General features: G+C 74.5%; 17 protein-coding genes. 13 read left to right on the top strand and 4 right to left on the bottom strand.

What is annotated here, in order from left to right; genetic code table 11:
- The first annotated feature begins 12 nt into the window (after nucleotides 1-12).
- The 3 genes from ACYVID_RS01660 to ACYVID_RS01650 all read left to right on the top strand — a co-directional run bounded on the left by ACYVID_RS01660 (nucleotide 13) and on the right by ACYVID_RS01650 (nucleotide 2,525).
- A complete protein-coding gene (locus ACYVID_RS01660; RefSeq protein WP_460733802.1) occupies nucleotides 13-906 on the top strand; it encodes an ATP-binding cassette domain-containing protein in 894 nt (297 codons plus the stop codon).
- Nucleotides 903-1,724: an ABC transporter permease gene (locus ACYVID_RS01655; RefSeq protein ID WP_460733800.1), complete on the top strand. Its 822-nt coding sequence runs from the start codon at nucleotides 903-905 to the stop codon at nucleotides 1,722-1,724. The genes ACYVID_RS01660 and ACYVID_RS01655 overlap by 4 nt, the downstream gene beginning before the upstream one ends.
- Nucleotides 1,725-1,886: 162 nt before the next feature.
- A complete protein-coding gene (locus tag ACYVID_RS01650; RefSeq protein ID WP_460733798.1) occupies nucleotides 1,887-2,525 on the top strand; it encodes a hypothetical protein in 639 nt (212 codons plus the stop codon).
- A gap of 6 nt (nucleotides 2,526-2,531) precedes the next feature.
- On the opposite strand, the gene coaA is transcribed toward ACYVID_RS01650, so the two are convergent.
- A complete protein-coding gene (gene coaA, locus ACYVID_RS01645; protein ID WP_460733796.1) occupies nucleotides 2,532-3,518 on the bottom strand; it encodes a type I pantothenate kinase in 987 nt (328 codons plus the stop codon).
- Between the two features lie 148 nt (nucleotides 3,519-3,666).
- Between coaA and glmS the strand changes: the two genes are divergently transcribed.
- Together glmS and ACYVID_RS01635 are read left to right on the top strand one after the other, a co-directional pair.
- Nucleotides 3,667-5,511, top strand: coding sequence for a glutamine--fructose-6-phosphate transaminase (isomerizing) (gene glmS, locus ACYVID_RS01640; RefSeq protein ID WP_460733794.1), 1,845 nt, complete (start codon nucleotides 3,667-3,669; stop codon nucleotides 5,509-5,511).
- A 58-nt stretch (nucleotides 5,512-5,569) separates the two neighbouring features.
- Nucleotides 5,570-5,923 (top strand): holo-ACP synthase, encoded by a 354-nt coding sequence (locus ACYVID_RS01635; protein ID WP_460734027.1) that lies wholly within the window; start codon nucleotides 5,570-5,572, stop codon nucleotides 5,921-5,923.
- Nucleotides 5,924-6,001: 78 nt separating this feature from the next.
- Here ACYVID_RS01635 and ACYVID_RS01630 read toward each other — a convergent pair whose 3' ends face one another.
- The gene (locus ACYVID_RS01630) at nucleotides 6,002-6,952 is read right to left on the bottom strand and encodes a hypothetical protein (protein ID WP_460733792.1); all 951 of its coding nucleotides are present in this window, start codon (nucleotides 6,950-6,952) and stop codon (nucleotides 6,002-6,004) included.
- Between the two features lie 233 nt (nucleotides 6,953-7,185).
- Between ACYVID_RS01630 and ACYVID_RS01625 the strand changes: the two genes are divergently transcribed.
- The 8 genes from ACYVID_RS01625 to ACYVID_RS01590 all read left to right on the top strand — a co-directional run bounded on the left by ACYVID_RS01625 (nucleotide 7,186) and on the right by ACYVID_RS01590 (nucleotide 17,693).
- Nucleotides 7,186-8,592, top strand: a complete 1,407-nt coding sequence (locus tag ACYVID_RS01625; protein WP_460733790.1) for an NAD(P)H-hydrate epimerase — start codon at nucleotides 7,186-7,188, stop codon at nucleotides 8,590-8,592.
- Between the two features lie 279 nt (nucleotides 8,593-8,871).
- Nucleotides 8,872-10,017, top strand: a complete 1,146-nt coding sequence (alr, locus tag ACYVID_RS01620; RefSeq protein WP_460733788.1) for an alanine racemase — start codon at nucleotides 8,872-8,874, stop codon at nucleotides 10,015-10,017.
- Nucleotides 10,014-11,123 (top strand): alpha/beta fold hydrolase, encoded by a 1,110-nt coding sequence (locus ACYVID_RS01615; RefSeq protein ID WP_460733786.1) that lies wholly within the window; start codon nucleotides 10,014-10,016, stop codon nucleotides 11,121-11,123. Before alr ends, ACYVID_RS01615 begins: the two co-directional genes overlap by 4 nt.
- Nucleotides 11,120-12,094 carry a tRNA (adenosine(37)-N6)-threonylcarbamoyltransferase complex ATPase subunit type 1 TsaE gene (gene tsaE / locus ACYVID_RS01610; RefSeq protein ID WP_460733784.1) on the top strand — a complete coding sequence of 325 codons (975 nt, stop codon included), beginning with the start codon at nucleotides 11,120-11,122 and terminating at the stop codon, nucleotides 12,092-12,094. The genes ACYVID_RS01615 and tsaE overlap by 4 nt, the downstream gene beginning before the upstream one ends.
- 5 nt (nucleotides 12,095-12,099) lie before the next feature.
- Nucleotides 12,100-12,612 (top strand): hypothetical protein, encoded by a 513-nt coding sequence (locus ACYVID_RS01605; protein ID WP_460733782.1) that lies wholly within the window; start codon nucleotides 12,100-12,102, stop codon nucleotides 12,610-12,612.
- A gap of 225 nt (nucleotides 12,613-12,837) precedes the next feature.
- On the top strand, nucleotides 12,838-16,419 hold the full coding sequence (gene mfd / locus ACYVID_RS01600) for a transcription-repair coupling factor (protein WP_460733780.1): 3,582 nt from the start codon (nucleotides 12,838-12,840) through the stop codon (nucleotides 16,417-16,419).
- 61 nt (nucleotides 16,420-16,480) lie between these two features.
- Nucleotides 16,481-17,284 (top strand): hypothetical protein, encoded by an 804-nt coding sequence (locus tag ACYVID_RS01595; RefSeq protein ID WP_460733778.1) that lies wholly within the window; start codon nucleotides 16,481-16,483, stop codon nucleotides 17,282-17,284.
- Between the two features lie 4 nt (nucleotides 17,285-17,288).
- On the top strand, nucleotides 17,289-17,693 hold the full coding sequence (locus ACYVID_RS01590; protein ID WP_460733776.1) for a MazG nucleotide pyrophosphohydrolase domain-containing protein: 405 nt from the start codon (nucleotides 17,289-17,291) through the stop codon (nucleotides 17,691-17,693).
- Nucleotides 17,694-17,822: 129 nt separating this feature from the next.
- On the opposite strand, the gene ACYVID_RS01585 is transcribed toward ACYVID_RS01590, so the two are convergent.
- Nucleotides 17,823-19,298 (bottom strand): amidase, encoded by a 1,476-nt coding sequence (locus tag ACYVID_RS01585; protein WP_460733774.1) that lies wholly within the window; start codon nucleotides 19,296-19,298, stop codon nucleotides 17,823-17,825.
- Nucleotides 19,299-19,415: 117 nt separating this feature from the next.
- Nucleotides 19,416-22,085 (bottom strand): esterase-like activity of phytase family protein, encoded by a 2,670-nt coding sequence (locus ACYVID_RS01580; RefSeq protein ID WP_460733772.1) that lies wholly within the window; start codon nucleotides 22,083-22,085, stop codon nucleotides 19,416-19,418.
- Nucleotides 22,086-22,228 lie beyond the last annotated feature (143 nt).

The following is a 22,228-nucleotide window of genomic DNA, read 5'->3' as shown; positions in this document are numbered from 1 at the left end:
ACGGTCGGGGGCATGGATGCCCCCGTCCTGGCCGTCGAGGCCCTCGGCAAGTCGTTCGGACCGGTCCGCGCCGTGGACGACCTCACCTTCGAGGTCCACCCCGGGCGCGTGACCGGCTTCCTGGGTCCCAACGGGTCCGGCAAGACCACCACCCTGAGGATGCTGCTCGGGCTCGTGCGGCCCACCGACGGCCGCGCCCTGGTGGGCGGTCGGCCCTACGCCGAGCACCCGGTCCCCAGGGCGCTCGTCGGGGCAGCGCTCGAGGCGACCGGCTTCCACCCCGGTCGCACCGGGCTGGGCCACCTGACGGCGTACGCGCCCCAGGTGGGGGTGGACCGGCAGCGCTGCCTCGAGGTGCTGGAGCTGGTGGGCCTCGGTCCCGCCGGGGACCGGAAGGTCGGGGGCTACTCCCTGGGCATGCGGCAGCGGCTGGGCCTGGCCACCGCGCTGCTCGCCGACCCGCCGGCGCTGCTGCTCGACGAGCCCGCCAACGGGCTCGACCCGGAGGGGATCGTGTGGCTGCGCGGTTTCCTGCGCCACCTGGCGGCGGAGGGCCGCACCGTCCTGGTCTCCAGCCACGTGCTCGCCGAGGTGCAGCACACCGTCGACGACGTCGTCGTCATCGCGAAGGGGCGGCTCGTGCACGCCTCCTCGCTGGCCGACCTCGCGGCGCTCGCGGGGGTCAGCACGTACGTCGAGACGCCCGACCCCGCCGCGCTCGCAGCCCTGTGCGCCGAGCGGGGCTGGGTCGCCGCCCCGCGCGACCGTGGCACGCAGGTCGACGACGTCGACGCCGCCACCGTCGGGGCGGCTGCCCACGCTGCCGGACTGGAGCTGCACCAGCTGACCACCAGGGGAGCCGACCTCGAGGACGTCTTCCTGCGACTGACCGGAGCCGCCTCGTGAGCCGCACCTCGCACCGCTTCGACGTCGCGCTGCTCGCCGAGTGGCGCAAGCTGACCAGCACCGCGCTGTGGTGGGTCCTCGGCCTCGGGATGGCCGCCTACCTCGCCTTCATGGGCGCAGTGCTGGCGTTCACCTTCGCCGCCGCGCCACCGAGCCCCGACACCCCCGCGATCACCGGGGTCGACGCGGCGCTCGCCGTGCTCGGCACGCTGAACGCGATCGGGTACGTCTTCCCGCTGCTCGTCGGCACCCTGCTGGTGACGACCGAGGTGCGGCACCGCACGCTGACCCAGTCGCTGCTCGTGGAGCCGCGCCGCGGCGTCCTGCTCGCCGCCAAGCTCGTCGTCGCGGCTGCGGTCGGCCTGCTGTACGGCGTGCTCGGCGTCGCGGGCCTGCTCGCCACCTCCGCGCCGGTCCTCGAGCTGGCCGGCGACGGCATCTTCCTCACCGACCCCGCGGTCCTGCGGGTCGTCGGCCTCGGGATCCTCGTCACCGGCCTCTGGGCCGTGCTCGGCGCTGCCTTCGGCGCCGTCGTCCCCAACCAGGTCGCCGCCATCGTCGCGGTGCTGGCCTTCACCCAGTTCGTCGAGCCGATCGCCCGGCTGGGCCTCTCGGCCGTCGACTCCCTCTCCGGCGTCGCGGCCTTCCTCCCCGGCGCCGCCGCCGACTCCGTTGTCGGAGCCTCGCTCTTCGGCGAGATCAGCGGTGGCGGGGGCGACCTGCTGCCGGGCTGGGCGGGCGCCCTCGTGCTCCTCGCGTACGCCGCCGTCCTCACCGTCGTCGGGCGCTGGACCACCTTCGCCCGCGACGTGGCCTGACCGAGCCCTTCCCCCGGCCGACCGGCCGGGGCCCGCTCACTCGGCGCCGATGCGAGGGTGACTCGGCGCCGGTTCGAGGGTGACTCGGCGCTGGTTCGAGCGCGCGCCCGCGCCTGTGGAGGGAGCGCGGCGGACGTCGGTGATCCGGCGTAGAACCGTGCCATGACCTCGGGGACCCTGCGCCTGCTCGTGTGGGTCCTGGTCGCCCTGACGGCGGTGCTGCTCGTCCTCACGTCAGTGACGCTGGTGGGGCAGGCGCGGGACCGGGCCGGGGCGACCTCCGCCGGGGCCGGGCCGGTGCTCGAGCGGCACGGGGTGCGGCTCCGGCTCCCAGCGCCGGCCGAGGTCCTGTCGACGCGGGAGCGGCTCTTCTACGCCGACCCCGACGGGGGCACGGCCGCCGCGGTGCGGGGAGCGGCGCTGCTGGTGCCGGGTGCCTGCCCGGAGGTGCCTGGCTCGTCGCGGGGCTTCGTCGGCGTGGTCCGCTCGGGCGGCACCAGCGTGACCGCGCACGACCTGCAGGTGGCGGCGTGGTCCGCTGGGTTGGGGGCGGCCGTGGGGGAGCGGCCGCAGGAGGTGGAGGTCGCGGACGTGCGGGGGTTTCGCACGGACCTCGTCGCGCAGGTGCGGGTCGACGGGCCCTGCCAGCCCGCACGGGTCCGCGCCAGCCTGCTCACGCTGCTCGCGGACGGCCGACCGACCACGGTGGTGCTGGTGCGCGACGTCGGGCCGGCGGACGCCCTGGACGACGCGACGGCCGAGCTGCTGCTGGCGACGGTCGAGGCGGTGGAGGTGGGGTGAGGAGGCTCAGAGCTTGCGCAGGCGCACGTAGCGCACCGAGTGGTCGCGGTCCTTGCGGAGCACGAGCGTCGCCCGGGAGCGGGTGGGCAGCACGTTGTCGGTGAGGTTGGGGCCGTTGATCGTGTCCCAGATCCGCTGCGCCTCGGCGACGGCCTCATCGTGGTCGAGGTCGCCGTACTTCGCGAAGTAGGAGCCCGGGTCGCGGAACGCGGTCTCGCGCAGCCGCAGGAAGCGCTCGACGTACCACTGGCGGATGTAGCTGGTGCCCGCGTCCACGAAGACGGAGAAGTCGAAGAAGTCGCTCACGGCCAGGCCGGTCCGACCGTCCTCGCGCACGCGGGCCGGCTGGAGGACGTTGAGCCCCTCGATGATGACGATGTCGGGACGCTTGATGACGATCTTCTCGTCGGGGACGACGTCGTAGACGAGGTGGGAGTACGTCGGTGCCTCGATCTCGTCCTTGCCCGACTTGATGTCGACGACGAAGCGCAGCAGCGCGCGGCGGTCGTAGGACTCCGGGAAGCCCTTGCGCTGCAGCAGGCCGCGGCGCTCCAGCTCGGCGTTGGGGTAGAGGAAGCCGTCGGTCGTGACCAGCGCGACGTTGGGGTGCTCGGGCCAGTGGGCCAGCATCTGCTGCAGCACGCGCGCGGTCGTGGACTTGCCGACCGCCACGGAGCCGGCCAGCCCGATGACGAACGGCGTGCGCGGGGGCGTCGGGCGCTGGAGGAACTCCTCCTGCTCGCGGTGCAGCCGGCCCGCGGAGCCGACGTACATCGACAGCAGCCGGGAGAGCGGGAGGTAGACCTCCTGGACCTCCTCGATGTCCAGGGAGTCCCCGAGGCCCCGGAGGGCGTTGACCTCGTCGGCGGTGAGCGGGCTCTCGGTCTCCGCCGCGAGGGCGGCCCAGGCGTCGCGCTCGAGCTCGATGAAGGGTGAGGACTCCCGCCCGGTGTCGTCGTGGCCCTGGTGCGGGCCCCGGCCGGGGGTGGACATGCGCGTCAGTCTGGCAGGACGCGGCGGGGAGGAGGGGACCGCCCCGCCGCCTGGTCGGTCGACGCGTCGTCACGCGCCGCCCCGTCGCGCCGCCCCGGGGCGCTCGCGACGGCGGGGTTCGGCGGAACCGGGCTTAGACTCCTGGCCCATGTGCGGCATCGTCGGGTACGTCGGTCACCGCTCTGCCCAGGACGTGGTGGTGGAGGGGTTGCGCCGGCTGGAGTACCGCGGGTACGACTCCGCGGGGGTCGCGCTGGTGGCCGGGGACCGGGTGGAGTGGCGCAAGCGCGCCGGCAAGCTGGCCAACCTGGAGAAGCTGATCGGCGAGGAGCCGCTGCCCGAGGTCACGATCGGGATCGGTCACACGCGGTGGGCCACCCACGGTGCGCCGAACGACGTCAACGCGCACCCGCACCTGGGCAACCGGCGGCGGGTGGCGGTGGTGCACAACGGGATCATCGAGAACTTCGACGACCTGCGTGCCCGGCTGGAGGAGGACGACCACCAGCTGTCCTCGGAGACCGACACCGAGGTGGCGGCCCACCTGCTGGAGCTGCAGGTGGAGTCGGGGGTGGACCTGACGACGGCGATGCAGCGGGTGTGCCAGGCGCTGGAGGGTGCGTTCACCCTGGTGGCGGTCGACGCCGAGGACCCGGACCGGGTGGTCGCCGCGCGTCGGAACTCGCCGTTGGTGGTGGGTGTGGGCGAGGGGGAGAACTTCCTCGGCTCGGACGTGGCGGCGTTCATCGAGCACACCCGTGAGGCGTTGGAGCTGGGTCAGGACCAGGTCGTGACGATCACCCGTGACGGGGTCGAGGTGACCGACTTCCACGGTGCGCCAGTGACCCCGAAGGCCTACCACGTGGACTGGGACCTGTCGGCGGCGGAGAAGGACGGCCACGACTGGTTCATGCGCAAGGAGATCTTCGAGCAGCCGCACGCGGTGGCGGACTCGCTGCTGGGGCGTCGTACCCGCACGGGGGCGTTGCAGCTGGACGAGATGCGCCTGTCGGACCAGGAGCTGCGCGACATCGACAAGATCATCATCATCGCGGCCGGGACGTCGTTCTACGCCGGGATGGTGGCCAAGTACGCCATCGAGCACTGGACCCGGATCCCGGTCGAGGTCGAGCTCTCCTCGGAGTTCCGCTACCGCGACCCGATCCTGGACTACTCCACGCTGGTGGTCGCGATCAGCCAGTCCGGGGAGACCGCCGACACCCTCCAGGCGATCCGCCACGCGCGGACCCAGCGCTCCAAGGTGCTGGCGATCTGCAACACCAACGGCTCGACCATCCCGCGTGAGTCGGATGCGGTGATCTACACCCACGCCGGTCCCGAGATCGGGGTCGCCTCGACTAAGGGGTTCGTGACCCAGCTGGTGGCCTGCTACCTGCTCGCGCTCTACCTCGCGCAGGTCAAGGGCACCAGGTACGGCGACGAGATCGCCGATGTCCTGCACCAGCTCGAGGCCATCCCCGCCCACATCGAGACCGTCCTGTCCCGCGCCGATGCGGTCTACGACCTCGCACGCGCGCACGTGGACGAGCCCACCGTGCTGTTCCTGGGCCGCCACGCCGGCTACCCCGTGGCACTGGAGGGGGCGTTGAAGCTCAAGGAGCTGGCCTACATCCACGCCGAGGGCTTCGCCGGCGGCGAGCTCAAGCACGGCCCGATCGCGCTGATCGACGAGGGTCAACCGGTGCTGTGCGTCGTCCCGCCGCGCGGGCGTGACCAGCTGCACGGGAAGATGCTCTCTGCGATCCAGGAGGTCCGCGCCCGCGGCGCCCGCACCATCTGCCTGGCAGAAGAGGGCGACACCGCCGTCGCCGCGATCGCCGACACCGTCATCGAGCTGCCCCGCGTCCCGGTGCTGCTGCAGCCCCTGCTCGCCGTCGTACCCCTGCAGCTGTTCGCCTGCGAGCTCGCCACCGCCAAGGGCCACGACGTTGACCAGCCCCGCAACCTCGCCAAGTCCGTCACCGTCGAGTAGCTGCCCCCGCGCCGCCCCGGCCGGTCGCGCGCGGTCGTCGTCCCGAGGAGGAGTGAGCGTGCCGGTCATCGGCGTCGGCATCGACGTGTGCGACATCGAGCGCTTCGGGCTGTCCCTCGAGCGCACCCCCGGGCTGCGCGACCGTCTCTTCACCGAGAGCGAGGCGACCCGGCCCCTCGCCTCCCTGGCTGCTCGGTTCGCCGCCAAGGAGGCCCTGGCCAAGGCGCTGGGTGCCCCGAACGGCATGTCGTGGCACGACGCCGAGATCGTCTCCGAGTCCAGCGGGCGACCGCGCTTCGAGCTGCGCGGCACCGTCGCTGCCCAGGTCGAGGCGGTCGGGGCCACGTCGGTGCACGTGTCCCTCTCCCACGATGCCGGGATCGCCTCGGCCGTGGTGGTCCTCGAGTCGTGACCGACCAGGTGTGCCCCGCCGGCAGCGGATTCGGGGTCGAGGCCCGAGTTGAGGTGCGGGTCGAGGCCTGAGCACGCGCTATGCCGCGCGATCCGGACCACGACTCGCACCTCGAGCCACACCTCGACCCGGGAGGGTCGGGACCCCGAGCCGGGCCAGGTCCTGGGCGAGCTGCTCCGGCTCGTGGCGCAGCTCCCACGACGTGCAGCTGACGACGTGACGGCCGCGCGTCGTGAGCCGGCGCGTCCGCTTCTTGTCCGCTGCCCAGTGCTGGACGTCCATGTGGAACGTGCCCTCCACCTCGAGCACCAGCACCTCGTCGACAGGTAGGTCCCACTCGCAGTCGGTGTAGCGCTGCTGGCCACGGGAGTCGAGCCGAGGTGTCTGGCGACGCGGCAGCTGCAGGCCGCCGAGTCGACACATCCGGGCCACGTCCGCCTCGCTCACGGAGCGGACACCGCCCGCGATCTCGGCCACCGCGGCGCGGAAGTGCGCCGCACGCCGGAGCGGCCGCAGCTGGTCGACCCACTGCAGCAGTCGCTCTGGTGTCGTACGACCTTGCTGCACCGCAGCGGCGAGACACCCGAACGCGTGCCGCCACGGCGCCTCGTAGGCGCCCCACAGCAGAAGGGCGGGCTCCAACCTGGCGGTCGGGGGGTCGCCCGGCCCCTGGAGCAGGTCGAGGGGCCGACGCGTGCGGAAGAACCGGATGCCGTCGACGGGCTCGTCGTGGAGGGGGTCGGTGACCCAGATCGTCACGTCGTCGCGGTCCCATCCGCGCAGGCCGAGGTCGCGTGCCGCGGTCAGGGACCCGACCATGGCGCCGGGCCCTGCGTGGAGGACTCCGAGCCAGCGGCGCTGCTGCGCGTCCATCCCGCCCGTGAAGGTGCTGACGACCCGCGATGAGCGATGAGCCCAGCGGCGGGCCTGCACCTGGTTGCGGACCCGGTCCGCGTCGATGCCGAAGGTCAGGAGCTGCCGCCGCGCGAGCATGCCGTGCTGTCGCGCTGCCAGTTCCTCGAGGTCCATGCGGAGCAGGGTGGTCCAGATGAGCCGGCCGGTCGAACGTCTCTCCACAGGCACCTGGCTGTCTTGCGTGTCCGCCCGAGTCGAGGTGTGGGTCGAGGCCTGAGCACGCGGTGGGGCGCGTCCTCGGGCCTCGACCCGGGCCTCGACCCGGGCCTCGACTCGCACCTCGACCCGGGCCTCGATCCCGGCCTGGACCAGGACAGCCAGAGGACCACGGCGTCTAGGGTCGGCGCATGAGGCGGGCGCACACGGTCGAGCAGGTGCGGGCGGCGGAGGCGGCGCTGATGGCGCGGCTGCCGGAGGGCACGCTGATGCAGCGGGCGGCCCAGGGGCTGGGCGTCGCGGTGGCGGACCTGCTCGGCTCGACGTACGGCAGGCGGGTCCTGCTGCTGGTGGGCTCGGGCGACAACGGCGGCGACGCGTTGTACGCCGGCGCCTGGCTTGCCCGTCGGGGCGCCGGTGTCGAGGCGTGGCTGGTCAGCGGGTCGGCGCACGAGGGCGGGCTGGCGGCGCTCGCGGCCGCCGGTGGCCGTGCCGGTGCGCCGCGGGTGCTGCGCGAGCGCCCGGATGTGGTGGTCGACGGCATCGTCGGGATCGGCGGCAAGCCGGGGCTCCGCGAGGAGGCAGCGCGCGCCCTAGCCCTGGCCGCGGCCGAGGACGTGCCGGTCGTCGCGGTCGACACCCCGAGCGGCGTCGACGTCGACACCGGCGAGACGCCCGAGCCGCACGTGCGCGCGGCGCTCACCGTCACCTTCGGCACCCACAAGCCCTGCCACCTCGTCGACCCCGCTGCCCAGGCGTGCGGCGCCGTGCACCTGGTCGACATCGGCCTGGACCCGGACCTGCCGGACGCGCCGGTCGAGAGCCTGCGACCGGGCGACGTCGCGGCGCTGCTGCGCCCGCCGGGGCCGGACGACCACAAGTACACCCGGGGCGTCGTCGGGGTGCGGGCCGGCTCCGCGACGTACCCGGGCGCCGGCCTGCTCTCCGTCGCCGGCGCCGCGTGCGGGCTGGCAGGGATGGTCCGGTACGTGGGTGACACCGCGGTCGCGGACCGGGTCCGCGAGGCGCACCCCGAGGTCGTCGGAGCCGGTCGGGTGCAGGCCTGGGTGGTCGGGTCCGGGGGCGGTGACGCCGCGGGGGAGGAGCTGGCGGCGGCGCTGGCCGACGGCGTACCCACCGTCGTGGACGCCGACGCCCTCGCCCACCTCGACCCCGACCAGGGACGCCCCGACCTGGTCCTGACGCCGCACGCCGGCGAGCTGGCCGCGATGCTCGGGGTGGACCGCGCCGAGGTGGAGGCGCGCCAGCTGCACCACGCCCGGATGGCGGCGCAGCGTTGGGGTTGCGTCGTCGTGCTCAAGGGGCGGCACACGCTCGTGACCCGACCCGACGGGCGCACCCGCGTCACCACGACCGGCACACCCTGGCTCGGGACCGCAGGTGCCGGTGACGTGCTCGGCGGGGTCATCGGCGCGGTGCTGGCCACCGGGCTGGACCCCTGGGACGCCGCCGCGGTGGGGTCCTGGCTGCACGGCGCCGCCGCGACACTGGTCGCCGGGGGTGGGCCGATCGTCGCCGGGCAGGTCGCGGGCGGGGTCGCTGAGGTCGTGCGGGACCTGCTTGCCGCCGACTCCTGAGGGTCTCCGACCGGGGCGGTCCGAGCGCGGGGCGTCCTGCAGCAGGGGTCGAGGCCGGAGTCGAGGTGCGGGTCGAGGCCCGAGGACGCGCTGGGACGCGCCTCCAGGCCTCGACTCGCAGCTCGACCCGCACCTCGACCCGCACCTCGACCCGCACCTCGACCCGCACCTCGACCCGCACCTCGACCCGCACCTCGACCCCGGCGCGAGCGCGGCCACAGCCGACCCCCGGCGCGGGTCGACCCGGGGGTGGGGATGCGGGGTGGGAGGATGGCGCCGATGTCCCCCGAGCCGGCGGTGCGTGCGGAGATCGTCGTCGACCTGGCGGCGGTCCGGCACAACGTGCGCGCACTGGCCGCTCACACCGGGACCGCCGTGATGGTGGTGGTCAAGGCCGACGGCTACGGCCACGGGATGCTCCCGGTCGCCCGGGCCGCCCGCGAGGCAGGCGCCCAGTGGCTCGGAGCCGCCACGCTGGAGGAGGCGTTGGCGCTGCGGGAGGCCGGGGACACCGGCCGCATCCTGACCTGGCTCTCGGTGCCCGGCGAGGCCGGTCTGACCGAGGCGGTCGCCGCGGGGATCGACGTGACTGCGCACGGCGAGGACGGCCTGGCCGCGGTCGCGGACGCCGTACGACGGTGCGGGACCCCGGCCCGCCTCCAGCTCAAGGTCGACACCGGCCTGCACCGCAACGGCTGCCTCCCGGCGGACTGGCCGGGGCTGGTCGCAGCCGCCCGGCGCGGCGAGGTCGAGGGGCTCTGGACCGTCACGGGGGTCTGGTCGCACCTCGCGTGCGCCGACGAGCCCGGTCACCCGGCGACCCCTGCCCAGCAGGCGGCGTTCGAGCTCGCGCTGGCGCAGGCGGCCGACGCAGGGCTGCACCCGGAGGTGCGGCACCTGGCCAACTCCGCCGGCGCGATCCTGCACCCCGGGACCCACCACGACCTCGTGCGCGTCGGCCTCGCGGCGTACGGCCTGCACCCCGCGCCCGGCCACGGCCCCGCCCTGGACCTGCGCCCGGCCATGACGGCGCGCGCGAGGCTCGCGATGGTCAAGCGGGTCGAGCCGGGAGCGGGGGTGTCCTACGGCCACACCTGGATCGCCGAGCGGCCGACGACCCTGGGGCTGGTGCCGGTCGGCTACGGCGACGGGGTCCCGCGGCACGCCGGCAACCGTGCCGAGGTCTCGGTCGCGGGCGTGCGCGCGCCGGTCCGCGGCCGCGTCTGCATGGACCAGGTCGTCGCGGAGGTGCCCGACCACGCACGGGCCGGCGACGAGGTGGTGCTGTTCGGCGCAGCCCCGCACCCCACCGCGCAGGACTGGGCCGAGGCGTGCGAGACCATCAGCTACGAGATCGTGACCCGGGTCGGTGGCCGCTTCGCGCGCCGCTGGGTGGGCGAGCAGCACGAGCAGGAGGACACGTGAGCCGGGGCAGGGACTGGGGCCGGGTCTGGGGCCAGGACAGGGGCAGGCTGTGGCAGGCCGCCGGCGCGGCGGCCGGGGTGCTGGCGCTGGGCGCCGGCTTCGAGGTGGCGCGCCGCCGCCGGGTCGTGGCCGCCCGCACGGGCGCGGGCGACCTCAGCCCGTTCGGGTCCCTGCGCTCCTCTCCCCGCACGGTCGTCACCCCCGACGGCGTGCCGCTGCACGTCGAGGTCGACGAGCGCGAGGAGCCGGCCGGCGGCCCGCGGCCGAAGGGGCCGGAGCTGACGGTCGTCTTCGTGCACGGCTACGCCCTCAACCTCGACTGCTGGCACTTCCAGCGCGCCGGCTACCGCGGCCTGGTGCGCACGGTCTTCTACGACCAGCGCTCCCACGGCCGCTCCGGCCGTGCGCACCACCACCACGCCACCATCGACCAGCTCGGCCTCGACCTGGCGCAGGTCATCGAGGAGGTCGCCCCCGACGGTCCCGTCGTGGTGGTGGGCCACTCCATGGGCGGGATGACGATCGTCGCGCTGGCCGAGCAGCGCCCGCACCTGTTCGGCGAGAAGATCGTCGGCGTCGGGCTGGTCTCCACCACCGCGGGCGGCCTCGACATCGGCCGGATCCTGCTGCCGGTGGCGCCCGCCAAGCTGGGCGGCCCGCTGACCGCCCGGGCCATGCGGACCCTGCGACCCGGGCACCGCGGCGTCGACGCCGTGCGCCGGATGGGCGCCCACGTGGCGGAGGTCCTCACCGACCTCTTCGCCTTCGGCGACGACGTGCCGGCCTCCTACATCCGCTTCGTCGACTCGATGCTCTCCCAGACCCCGTTCGAGGTGCTCTCGGAGTTCTTCCCGAGCCTGCACGGACTCGACAAGTTCCACGCCGTCGAGGCCCTCTCCCAGGTGCCGACGGCCATCATCTGCGGCACCGCCGACCGGCTCACCTCGATCGGGCACTCCCGCAAGCTGCACAGCCGGATCGACGGCTCGGTCCTCACCGAGGCCGAGGGCGCCGGGCACATGGTGATCATGGAGCGGCACGAGCAGGTCAACGCCGCGCTCGACCAGTTGCTGGCCGCGGCCGCGGAGCGGGTGGCGCGCCGATGACCCAGGCCGAGGACCAGCAGGTCGAGACCCAGGAGCGCCCGCGCGTCGTCGTACGCCGGATCGGGCCGGAGTCCGCGGCCGCGGTGCTGTCCGTGGTGCAGGCGGCGTTCGGGGCCCGGCCCGACATGGACCCGCGGCCCGCCGCGCTCGACGAGACCGAGGAGTCGATCGCGGCGAAGCTGGCCGCCGGCGGCGGGCTGCTCGCCGAGCTCGACGGGGAGCCCGTGGGCACGCTTGTCCTCGACCCGATCGGCTCCACCACCTACCTCCGTCGTTTCGGCGTCGTCCCCGGCCACCAGGGCCACGGCATCGCGGGCGCGCTGATCGAGGCGACGGTCGACGCGGTCCTGGAGTCCGGCACCGGCACCGACGACCTCACCGTCGTCGCGCGCGAGGAGCTGCCGGCGACCATCCGCTTCTGGGACCGGCAGGGCTTCCGCGAGATCTCCCGCAGCTCGCCGCTGGTGGAGATGCGGCGGCCCCTGCGCACGGCGGTCTTCCACGCCCCGACGGCCGAGGCGATGCGCGGCATCGGACGCTCGCTGGCCGGTCAGCTGACCCGGGGCGACCTGATCGTCCTCACCGGCGACCTTGGTGCAGGCAAGACGACCTTCACGCAGGGCCTCGGGGCCGGGCTGGGCGTGCGCGGGCAGGTCACCTCGCCGACCTTCGTCATCGCCCGCGTGCACCCCTCGACCGTCGACGGTCCCGAGCTGGTGCACGTCGACGCCTACCGCCTCGACGGGCTCGAGGAGCTCGACGACCTCGACCTCGACACCTCGCTCGACGACGCCGTCACCGTCGTGGAGTGGGGTGAGGACCTCGCCGAGGGGCTCGCGGAGTCGCGGCTGGAGGTGCGGATCGTGCGCGAGGCCGAGGTCGGTCCCGACGCCTCCCTCGACCCCCGGCGGGTCGAGATCACGCCCGTCGGGCCGCGCTGGCACGCGCTGTCCTTCCGCGGGCTGGGGTAGCGCCCGTGGACGACCCTGCGCCCGACCCCGGGCCCGGTGCGGAGACCAGTGCGCGACGCGAGCCGCGCACCCGGTTGGTCCTGGTCGTCGCCGGCACGCTCGTCCTCGTCGGGCTGCTCCTGGCCTGGGTCGACCAACAGGCGCGCAGCCGCGAGGACCGCGACCTCGCTGCCTGCGGGGACCAGGCGTACGCCGCGGCCGTCCGCGCCGACCAGGTGCTCGGCTCGATGGCGGAGTACATCCGGCCCTCCCTCGCGGTGCGCACCGGCCTCTGGGACCTCATGTCCGGGGCCGCCGAGCGCGCGCGGCCCGGCATCGACGCCGCGCTCGCCCGCTGCCGCGACGTCGAGGTGCTGGGCCTGCACCGCACCCACGTGCGCGAGCGGGCGGCGTACGTCGACTACCTCGCCGCCCGGGCCGCCCAGCTCGACGCGATCGAGGCCGACGGGCGCGCGGCAGGGGAGTCCGACCCCGATCTCGGTCGGCTGCGGGAGGCGGCCTTCGGCGACCGCCCCTGAGCCGGCCCCTCACGCCGCCCGCGACCGCCCCGAGCCTGGCCCCGACCGCCCCGAGCCTCCTCCCGACGCCCCTCGGGGCACGCCCCGCACAGCGACGGACCTCACCCGCCCGCACGGGGTTGCTGTCGGCGGGCGGACGTACGATCGAGCCCGCACCCCCCGTCGCACGCCGACAGGGGGCTGCCGTGCTGTTCCGCTGTGCCCGTGCCGTGCCCCAGGAGTGAGATGTCCACCGACCTCGCCGGTCCCGTCCTCGCCGCCCCGACCCTCGCCGCGGCGCTGGAGGACGCGCACGACGGACGGCTGCGCGCCCTGGACCTCACCGGGCCCGAGGCGCTGCGGCCCTTCGTGGTGGCCGGTCTCGTGCGGGCGGGACGCAGCGTCCTGGCGGTGACGGCGACGGCGCGGGAGGCGGAGGACCTCGTCGAGCACCTCGGCGACCTGCTCGACCGCGACCGCGTGGCCTACTACCCGAGCTGGGAGACGTTGCCGCACGAGCGGCTGAGCCCGCGCAGCGACACCGTGGGTCGCCGGCTGGCGGTGCTGCGGCGGCTGCTCCACCCCGGGGTCTCGACGGGCTCGACCAACAGTGGGGCCAACGGGCCGCTCGACGTCGTCGTCGCCCCGGTCCGCTCGGTCCTGCAGCCGCAGGTCAAGGGCCTGGGCGACCTGGCGCCGGTCGAGCTGGTCGCCGGTGACAGCGCGCCGCTCGACGACCTGGTCCAGCGCCTGGCCGACGCCGCCTACAGCCGGGTCGACCTGGTGGAGAAGCGCGGTGAGTTCGCGGTCCGCGGTGGCATCGTCGACGTCTTCCCGCCCACCGAGGAGCACCCCCTGCGCGTGGAGCTGTGGGGCGACGAGGTCGAGGAGATCCGGGCCTTCTCGGTCGCCGACCAGCGCACGCTGGAGCCGGTCGAGCGGCTCTGGGCGCCGCCGTGCCGCGAGCTGCTGCTGACCCCCGAGGTCCGCGCCCGGGCCGCCGAGCTCGGCCGCCAGCACCCCCAGCTGCTCGAGCTCACCGACAAGATCAGCAACGGCATCGCCGTCGAGGGCATGGAGTCCCTCGCGCCGGTGCTCGTCGACGAGATGGAGCTGCTCCTCGACCTGATGCCCGCCAGCACCCACGTGCTGGTGCTCGACCCCGAGCGCGTCCGCGCCCGGGCCCACGACCTGGTGGCGACGAGCGAGGAGTTCCTGGGCGCCTCCTGGGCGGCCGCGGCGGGCGGCGGCACCGCCCCCATCGACCTCGGCGCGGCGTCGTACCGCAGCCTGGCGGAGGTGCGCGAGCACGCCCTCGACGGCCACCGGCCCTGGTGGACGGTCAGCCCCTTCGGGCTCGACCCCGGCGCCCGCGAGGAGACCGGTGCCGCTGCGATCGACCTCGACGTGAGCGTCGGCGCGGTGCCCACCCGGGCGCTGCCCGCGGTCCCGGTCGACGCCTACCGCGGCGACGTCGAGCGGGCGATGAAGGACCTGGAGTCCTGGCGCTCCGACGGCTACCGCGTCGTGGTCGTCCACGCCGGTCACGGCCCGGCGCAGCGGATGGTCGAGGCGCTGGGCGAGGCCGAGGTGCCCGCGCGCCTGGTCGAGCCGCAGGACGGCGACCTGTGGCAGGTCGGCGTCGTCACCGTCACCTGCGGCGCCCTGACCCAGGGCTTCGTCGACGAGGCCAACAAGCTGGTCCTGCTCACCGGCGAGGACGTCTCCGGGCAGAAGTCCTCCACCCGCGACATGCGCAAGATGCCCGCGCGCCGCAAGAAGCAGATCGACCCGCTCGAGCTCAAGACCGGCGACTACGTCGTGCACGAGCAGCACGGCGTCGGTCGCTTCATCGAGATGAAGCAGCGTGAGGTCGGCGGGGCGACCCGGGAGTACCTCGTCCTGGAGTACGGCGCGTCCAAGCGCGGCGCCCCGCCGGACCGGCTCTACGTCCCGGCCGACGCGCTCGACCAGGTCACGCGGTACGTCGGTGGCGAGCAGCCCAGCCTCGACCGGCTCGGCGGCGCCGACTGGGCCAAGCGCAAGGGCCGTGCCCGCAAGGCGGTGCGGGAGATCGCCGCCGAGCTGATCAAGCTGTACGCCGCCCGGCAGGCCACCAAGGGCTACGCCTTCGGCCCCGACACCCCCTGGCAGCGCGAGCTCGAGGACGCCTTCCCGTTCACCGAGACCCCCGACCAGCTCTCGACGGTCGAGGAGGTCAAGGCCGACATGCGCCAGGTCGTGCCGATGGACCGGCTGGTGTGCGGCGACGTCGGCTACGGCAAGACCGAGATCGCGGTCCGCGCGGCCTTCAAGGCCGTGCAGGACGGCAAGCAGGTAGCGGTGCTGGTGCCGACCACGCTGCTCGTGACCCAGCACCTCTCGACCTTCGCCGAGCGGATGAGCGGCTTCCCGGTCGTCCTCAAGGCCCTGAGCCGCTTCCAGACCGACAAGGAGGCGGCCGAGGTGATGCGGATGATGGCCGAGGGCTCGGTCGACATCGTGGTGGGTACCCACCGCCTGCTCAACCCCGACGTCCGGTTCAAGGACCTCGGGCTGATCATCGTCGACGAGGAGCAGCGCTTCGGCGTCGAGCACAAGGAGCAGCTCAAGCGGATGCGCACGGCCGTCGACGTGCTGTCGATGTCGGCCACCCCGATCCCGCGCACGCTGGAGATGGCGATCACCGGCATCCGCGAGATGTCCACGATCACCACCCCGCCCGAGGAGCGGCACCCGGTGCTGACCTACGTCGGTGCCTATGAGGACCGCCAGGTCGTCGCCGCGGTCCGCCGCGAGCTGCTGCGCGAGGGCCAGGTCTTCTACATCCACAACCGGGTGCAGTCGATCGAGAAGGCCGCGGCGAAGATCCGTGAGCTGGTGCCGGAGGCGCGCGTGGCCACGGCGCACGGGCAGATGAACGAGAAGCAGCTCGAGCAGGTGATGCTCGACTTCTGGGAGAAGCGCTTCGACGTGCTGGTGTGCACGACGCTGGTCGAGTCGGGCCTGGACGTCTCCAACGCCAACACGATGATCATCGAGCGCGCCGACACTCTCGGCCTCTCCCAGCTGCACCAGCTGCGCGGCCGCGTGGGCCGCTCGCGCGAGCGGGCCTACGCCTACTTCCTCTACCCCGGCGAGAAGCCGCTGACCGAGACCGCCCACGAGCGGCTCGCGACGCTGGCCCAGCACTCCGACCTGGGCGGCGGCATGGCGATCGCGATGAAGGACCTGGAGATCCGCGGCGCGGGCAACCTGCTCGGCGGCGAGCAGTCCGGCCACATCGCCGACGTCGGCTTCGACCTCTACGTCCGGCTGGTCGGCGAGGCCGTCTCGGAGTTCAAGGGCGAGGGCGAGCCGGAGCTCCAGGAGGTCCGCATCGAGCTGCCCGTCGACGCGCACCTGCCGCACGACTACATCGGCTCCGAGCGGCTGCGCCTGGAGATCTACAAGCGGCTCGCCGAGGTGCGCTCCGACGAGGACGTCGACGCGATCGAGGAGGAGCTCAAGGACCGGTACGGCGACCCGCCGATCGTCGTGGTCTCGCTGCTGCTCGTGGCGCGGTTCCGTGCGCGGGCGCGGGCCGCGGGCATCGGCGAGGTCACCATCGCGGGCAGGAACGTCCGGTTCGCGCCGGTGTCCCTGCCCGACTCCAAGGTGGTGCGCCTGCAGCGGCTCTACCCCAAGTCGCTGGTCAAGCCGCAGACCGACACCATCCTCGTGCCGCGCCCTCAGACCGCCGTGGTCGGCGGGCGTCCGCTGGACGGGATCGCGCTGCTGGAGTGGGCCAAGGGCGTCATCGACCAGGTGGTCGACCCGCCGACCTGATCGCGTGCGCGCGGCTGGTTCAATGGGCGGCGCAGGTCACACCACCCCACAGGAGCTCCCCGTGCGCCTCTCCCGTCCCCTCGCCGGTCTCGCCGCGGTTGCCGTGCTCGCCACGGGCGCCCTCAGCGGGTGCGGTGTCTCCGACGCCGAGATCCGGCCCGGTGTGGCCGCCGACGTCGAGGGCGCCGAGATCAGCCTCGACCAGGTCGCCGAGGCGGTGGCCGACACCTGCGAGGTGCTGCAGGGCTCGCCCGAGCTGCTCCAGGGTGGCTTCACCGGCGCCGAGCTGCGCGGCATCGTGGTCCAGCAGCTGGTCGTCACCGAGGTCGCCACCGCGATCGCGGAGGAGAACGGCCTGGACGCCGACGTGCTGCGCCGTGAGGCCGAGCGCCAGGCCCGCAACAGCTTCGGCTTCACCGCCGACGAGGCCGACGACGCCTCCATCCCGGTCTTTGCCGCCAGCGCCTACCTCAGCAGCGTGATCAGCGAGGTCGTGGACCCGACGCTGAGCGAGGAGGAGCTGGTCGAGCCGGGTCCGGCCTACCAGGCCTACCTGGAGCAGTGGCAGGCCGAGAACGACATCGACGTCAACCCGCTCTTCGACCAGGTCGACTTCACCGAGGCCGCCTCTGGCGCCCTCCTCTCCGACACCTCCACCGCCGTCTCCGAGGCCGCGACGCTGCGCGCGCAGGCCGACGAGCTGCGCAACCGCGCCGCCCAGGGCGACCCGGCGGCCCAGGCCGAGCTCACGACGCTGGTCTCCTCGCTGCCGCAGTCGCAGGCGTGCGCCGCGGAGGAGGACGCTCCCGAGCCGGCCCAGGCGCCCCCGATCCCGCTGGAGAACCCGAACGGCGGCCAGGGCTGAGCCCATGACCCCCGAGCAGCCCCCGCAGCCCGAGCCGCTGCTGGAGCTGCGCGCGGTGATGGCCAGGCTCCGCGCGGAGTGCGCCTGGAAGCGCGGCCAGACCCACACCTCGCTGCTGCCCTACCTGGCCGAGGAGGCGGCGGAGGTCGCCGAGGCGGTGCACGAGGGGGACCCCGCCCACCTGTGCGAGGAGCTGGGAGACCTGCTGCTCCAGGTCTACTTCCACGCCGCGGTCGCCGCGGAGGCCGGTCAGTTCACGATCGACGACGTCGCCGACGGCATCGTGGCCAAGATGCGCCGACGCAACCCGCACGTCTTCGGCACCCCGGAGCAGCGTGCCGAGGCCGCCGGGCTCAGCGCCGAGGAGATCGACCGGCGCTGGGAGCAGATCAAGCGCGCCGGCGGCTGACCCGGCGTACGCCGCCGCGCCGACGGTCCCCGGGGTGCGGACCTGGCGGGTCGATGGTTCGGAACTGACGGGTCGGCGGTTCGAAACTGACGGCTCGGCGGGGCCGGCGCGTCGGCGGGGGCGGGTGGGTCAGAGCGGCGGGCGGCGGTCCCACCAGGGGGCGGCCTGCTCGAGCTGGGCGGCCACCCGCAGCAGCAGCCCGTCGCTGCCCAGCCGACCCACGAGCTGCGAGCCGATCGGCAGGCCCTCAGGGGTCCAGTGCAGCGGCACGCTCATCGCCGGGCGGCCGGTGAGGTTGGCGAGCTGGGTGTAGGGCACCCACCCGAGGTTCTGGCTGATCATCTGGTCCACGAGCGGGGTGAAGCGCAGCACCCCGCCGGCCTTGGCCGTCAGCAGCGCCCGCTGGACGAGCGCGACGGGCGCGGGCAGGTCGAAGGCGCCGATGCGCGGCGGCGGCGTGGCCGTGGTCGGGGTCAGCAGCAGGTCGTGGTCGGCGTGGAAGGCCGCGAGGCGTCGTACGTGCTGGTGCCGGCCCTCGACCGCGCGGACGTAGTCGAGCGCGCTGGTCGCGCGGCCCAGGGCCGCCATGACGCGGGTGTCGGGCTCGAAGTGGTCCTCGCCGACGCCGGCGGCCTCCATGGCCTCGGCGACCGAGGCCGCGCAGTGGACGAACCACGTGGTGAGGAAGTCCTTGGCCAGCTGGGCGTCGTCGACCGGCGTCGGCACCTCCACCACCTCGTGCCCCAGGTCGCTGAGCAGGTCGGCGGCCCGGCGCGCGGCCGCGACCGCCTCGGGGTGGGGGTCGGCGTTGATGGAGCTGGCCCAGGTGACCCCGATCCGCAGCCGGCCGGGGTCCTGCCCGACCTCCGCGGCGAACCCGCCCTGCGGCAGCCCGCCGGGGAGGTACGCCGAGGTGTCGCTGGGTCCGGCCAGCACGTCGAGCATCGCGGCGGAGTCGCGGACGCTGCGGGAGATCACGCCGTCGGTGGCGGTGCCGCCGATCGGCTCGCCGTGGGCGGGGCCGTGGGGCAGGGTGCCGCGGCTGGGCTTGAGGCCGAAGAGGCCGCAGGCCGAGGCCGGGATACGGATCGAGCCACCACCGTCGCTGGCGGCCGCGCAGGGGACGACACCGGCCGCGACCGCGGCGGCGCTGCCGCCCGAGGAGCCGCCCGGGGTGTGGTCGGTGTCCCAGGGGTTGCGGGCGGGTCCGAAGACGTGCGGCTCGGTGAGGGCCTTCGCGCCGAACTCCGGGGTGTTGGTCTTGCCGAAGACGACCAGCCCTGCCTCGATCCAGCGCTCGACCGTGGTGGCGGTCTCGGCCGCCGGCACGTCGCGCAGGGCCCGGCTGCCGTTGCTGGTCGGCACCCCGGCCAGGTCCTGGTGCAGGTCCTTGAGCAGGAACGGGACCCCGGCGAACGGCCGGCCGCCCTCGGGCTCGGGGCCGGTCGGCGCCGGCGGGTGGACGTCGCGCACGACGGCGTTGAGGACGGGGTTGACCTCCGCCAGGCGGGCGCGGGCCGTGGCGAGCAGCTCGGCGGAGGTGGTCCCACCGGTGCGCACCAGCTCGGCGAGGGAGACGGCGTCGTGGTCGCGGTAGTCCTGCACGTCCTCCACCGTAGTGGGGCCGGAAGCGGGACCGGACGCACGACGGGCGGCGCTGCGCGTGGCTCGCGCAGCGCCGCCCGTGACGGTGGTCGGCCGGTCAGGCCGTGGTGGGGCGGGTCAGCGCCGGCGCACCCGGACGACCACGGGCTCGGACTCCGAGGCCCCGGCGGTGGGCCCGCCGGTGAAGCGGGCCACCAGCTCGTGGCGCCCGGCCTCGCGGATCCGCAGGCTGAGCGCGGTGCGCCGGCCGGTGACGTCCGTGGAGGCCGCGCGCTCACCGTCGACCAGCACGACGACGCGACCCCGGGCGGCAGCGCCGGGGGCGACGGTCACCACGACCCGGAACGGCTGGTCGGCCGAGCGCGTGCGGCCCTTGACCCGCAGCCGGGTGGTGGTGCCGGTGGCGTCGTCGAAGACGTCGGTGACGCGACCGAGCGAGAGCAGCTGGGTCTCACCGGTGGCGTCGTCGACCCCGTCGTTGTCGGTGACGGCGTACACCTCGCCGCGGGTCGTGACGCCGAGGCCCTCGAGCTTCTCCTGGGTCCAGCCGTTGCGCTCCTTGAGCAGCGGCAGCACGTCCAGGGCGAGGCTCTTCTCCACCGGGGTCACGGCCGTGGCCGAGCCGGCGGGCAGGTCGACGGTGTAGACGCGCTTCACCGCGGCTCGGGTGCCGACCTGCTTGTCCCGCTCGATGACCGCGAGGGTGTCGTGGTCGACGACGGTGATCTCCGAGAGGCCGATCCAGTCGTTCTCGGTCGTGGTGGTCTCCAGCGGGTAGCCGAACCAGGTCCAGGTGCCGCTGGCGACGTCCAGGCGGCCGATCCGTGCGGTCGCCTCCCCGGTCAGCTCGCGCTGCAGCGCGACGTACACCGTCTCCGCGGCGCCGGAGCCGCGGACGGCCACGCCCTCCAGGCCCCACTGCTTGAGCCCGGCGGCCACCTCGGCCGGGAGCGCCACCCGCTCCTGCACCGCGCCGTCGTCGTCGACGCGCACCAGCGCGTTCTCCGGACCCGTGGCGCCCTCGGCGGCGAGCCAGAAGCCGCCCTGGGCGCGGGCGGCGATGCCCTCGACGTCCAGGTCGACCGGTGTGCCGTCCTCGGTGACCTCGACGACCCGGTCGATCACGGCCGGCTGCGAGGAGACGTCCACGCGGTAGAGCCGGGCCGGCGAGTACGCCGCGTCGCTGGCGGTCCACAGGGCCTGCGGGTCCGACAGGTCGCCGGTCAGCGCACCGAGGGCACCCCAGCCGATCGGGCGGGTGCGGCCGTCGGCGGGCAGCGAGACCAGGTCGGGCCACACGTGGCCCTCGGCGCCGAGCTCGAAGAGCGCCACGGTCGCGCGGACCCCGGCCTCGGCGTCGTCCTCCTCCGAGGAGACGACGAGCAGGTCGCGCGAGGGCACCGGCAGCAGGCCCTCGGGGCCGTTGGTCGTCGGCAGCGCCTGGACGAAGGCGGGCTCGGTGGGGTCGGTCATGTCGTAGACGGCGACCAGGTTGGAACGCTCGGACCCGACGAAGGCGTACGGCGTGCCGCCGACCTCCGCGAAGGCCAGCCCCTCCGGCTCGGCTCCCTTGTTGTCGGCCCGGCCGTCGTTGAAGCTGCCGTGGGCGACCACGAGGTCCTCGAAGGAGGTCCCGGCGTCCCAGACGACCTCGCCCGTGGTGGTGTCGAAGACGCTCCAGCCCCGGCTGCCGCCCTTCCAGTCGCCCTCGTTGGCGGTGGCGACCAGGTCCTCGCCGACCCACTGGACCGAGTCCGGCTCGCGCGGCACCTCGATGGTGTCGGTGGCGTTGAAGACGCCGTCGTCGGTGGTGTCGACGCCCTCGAGGCGCGCGGACCCGGCGCCGAACGCACGGACGACCTCGCGGGTGGCGAGGTCGATGACGACCAGACCGTTGTTCTCCTGCAGCGTGAGGATCAGCTCGTCGTCCTCGTTGATGTCGACGTACTCCGGCTCGGCGTCCTCGGGGGTGTCGAGCCCGGCGAGGTCCGCGGCGTCCAGGACGACCGGCTCCGGGACCCAGGTGGTCGGGTCTCCGGCCAGGTCCAGGACCTGCACGAAGCCGGCCGGAGCCTGCGGGAGGTCGCCCTCCTCGGCGTCCGGGCCGGCGCCGTCGGGGAGGACGTCCTCGTCGCGCTGGTTCTCGATCGCGATCGCGGCCACCTCGCCCGAGGGGCTGACGGCGATGGAGTCCGGCTGGCCGCCGAGGTCGTGGCTGGCGACGCGGGTGCGGGTGGCGAGGTCGATGACGTCGAGGCGGCCCGAGGGGTCGGTGAAGCTGGTGGAGGTGTCGACGGCGACGAGGACGTGCGGGCCGACGACGGCGACCGAGGTCGGGGAGTCCGAGGCGGCACCGAGCGCGGCGATGTCCAGCGTCCCGGCACCCACCGGCGCGGACGGGTCGGTGATGTCGAGGAAGCCGATCCGGCGGCCCTCGGCGTCGGTGTAGACGACCGTCCGGCCGTCCTCGCTGACGTCGGAGATCTCCGCGACGGTCGTGTCGGCGGGGTCGACGCCTTCGGGCACGTTGCGGAAGACGGGGTACGTCGCGGTGCGGACGAACCAGTCACCGGCTGCGTGCGAGGCCGCGGTGGTGGCGCGGGCGTCGACCTCGCCGGTCGGGTCGACGGAGGCACCGGCCACCGCCACGCCCGTCCCGAGGGCGGCGACGAGCCCGGAGGTGAGGAGCGCGGCGACCGCGGTCGTCGCGGGGCGGGGGCGCACCGTCGTACGGAGCGAGGTGCGGTCGCGGCGGTGGGTGGGCCGGTGGGGAGCAGGGTGCGGCACGTCAGGAGCCTTCCGGGGTGGGGGACAAACCCCCCGACCCCACCGCGCGCCGCGGACGCCCGCGTGACGCCGGACGGTCGGGTCGGTGAACACCGGCGGTCGCATCGGGGCGGCCCCGGCCGCGCGGGGCGTCCGCCGCGACG

Source organism: Nocardioides ginkgobilobae (assembly GCF_054781275.1).
This window is presented reverse-complemented; position numbering and strand designations above follow the sequence as displayed.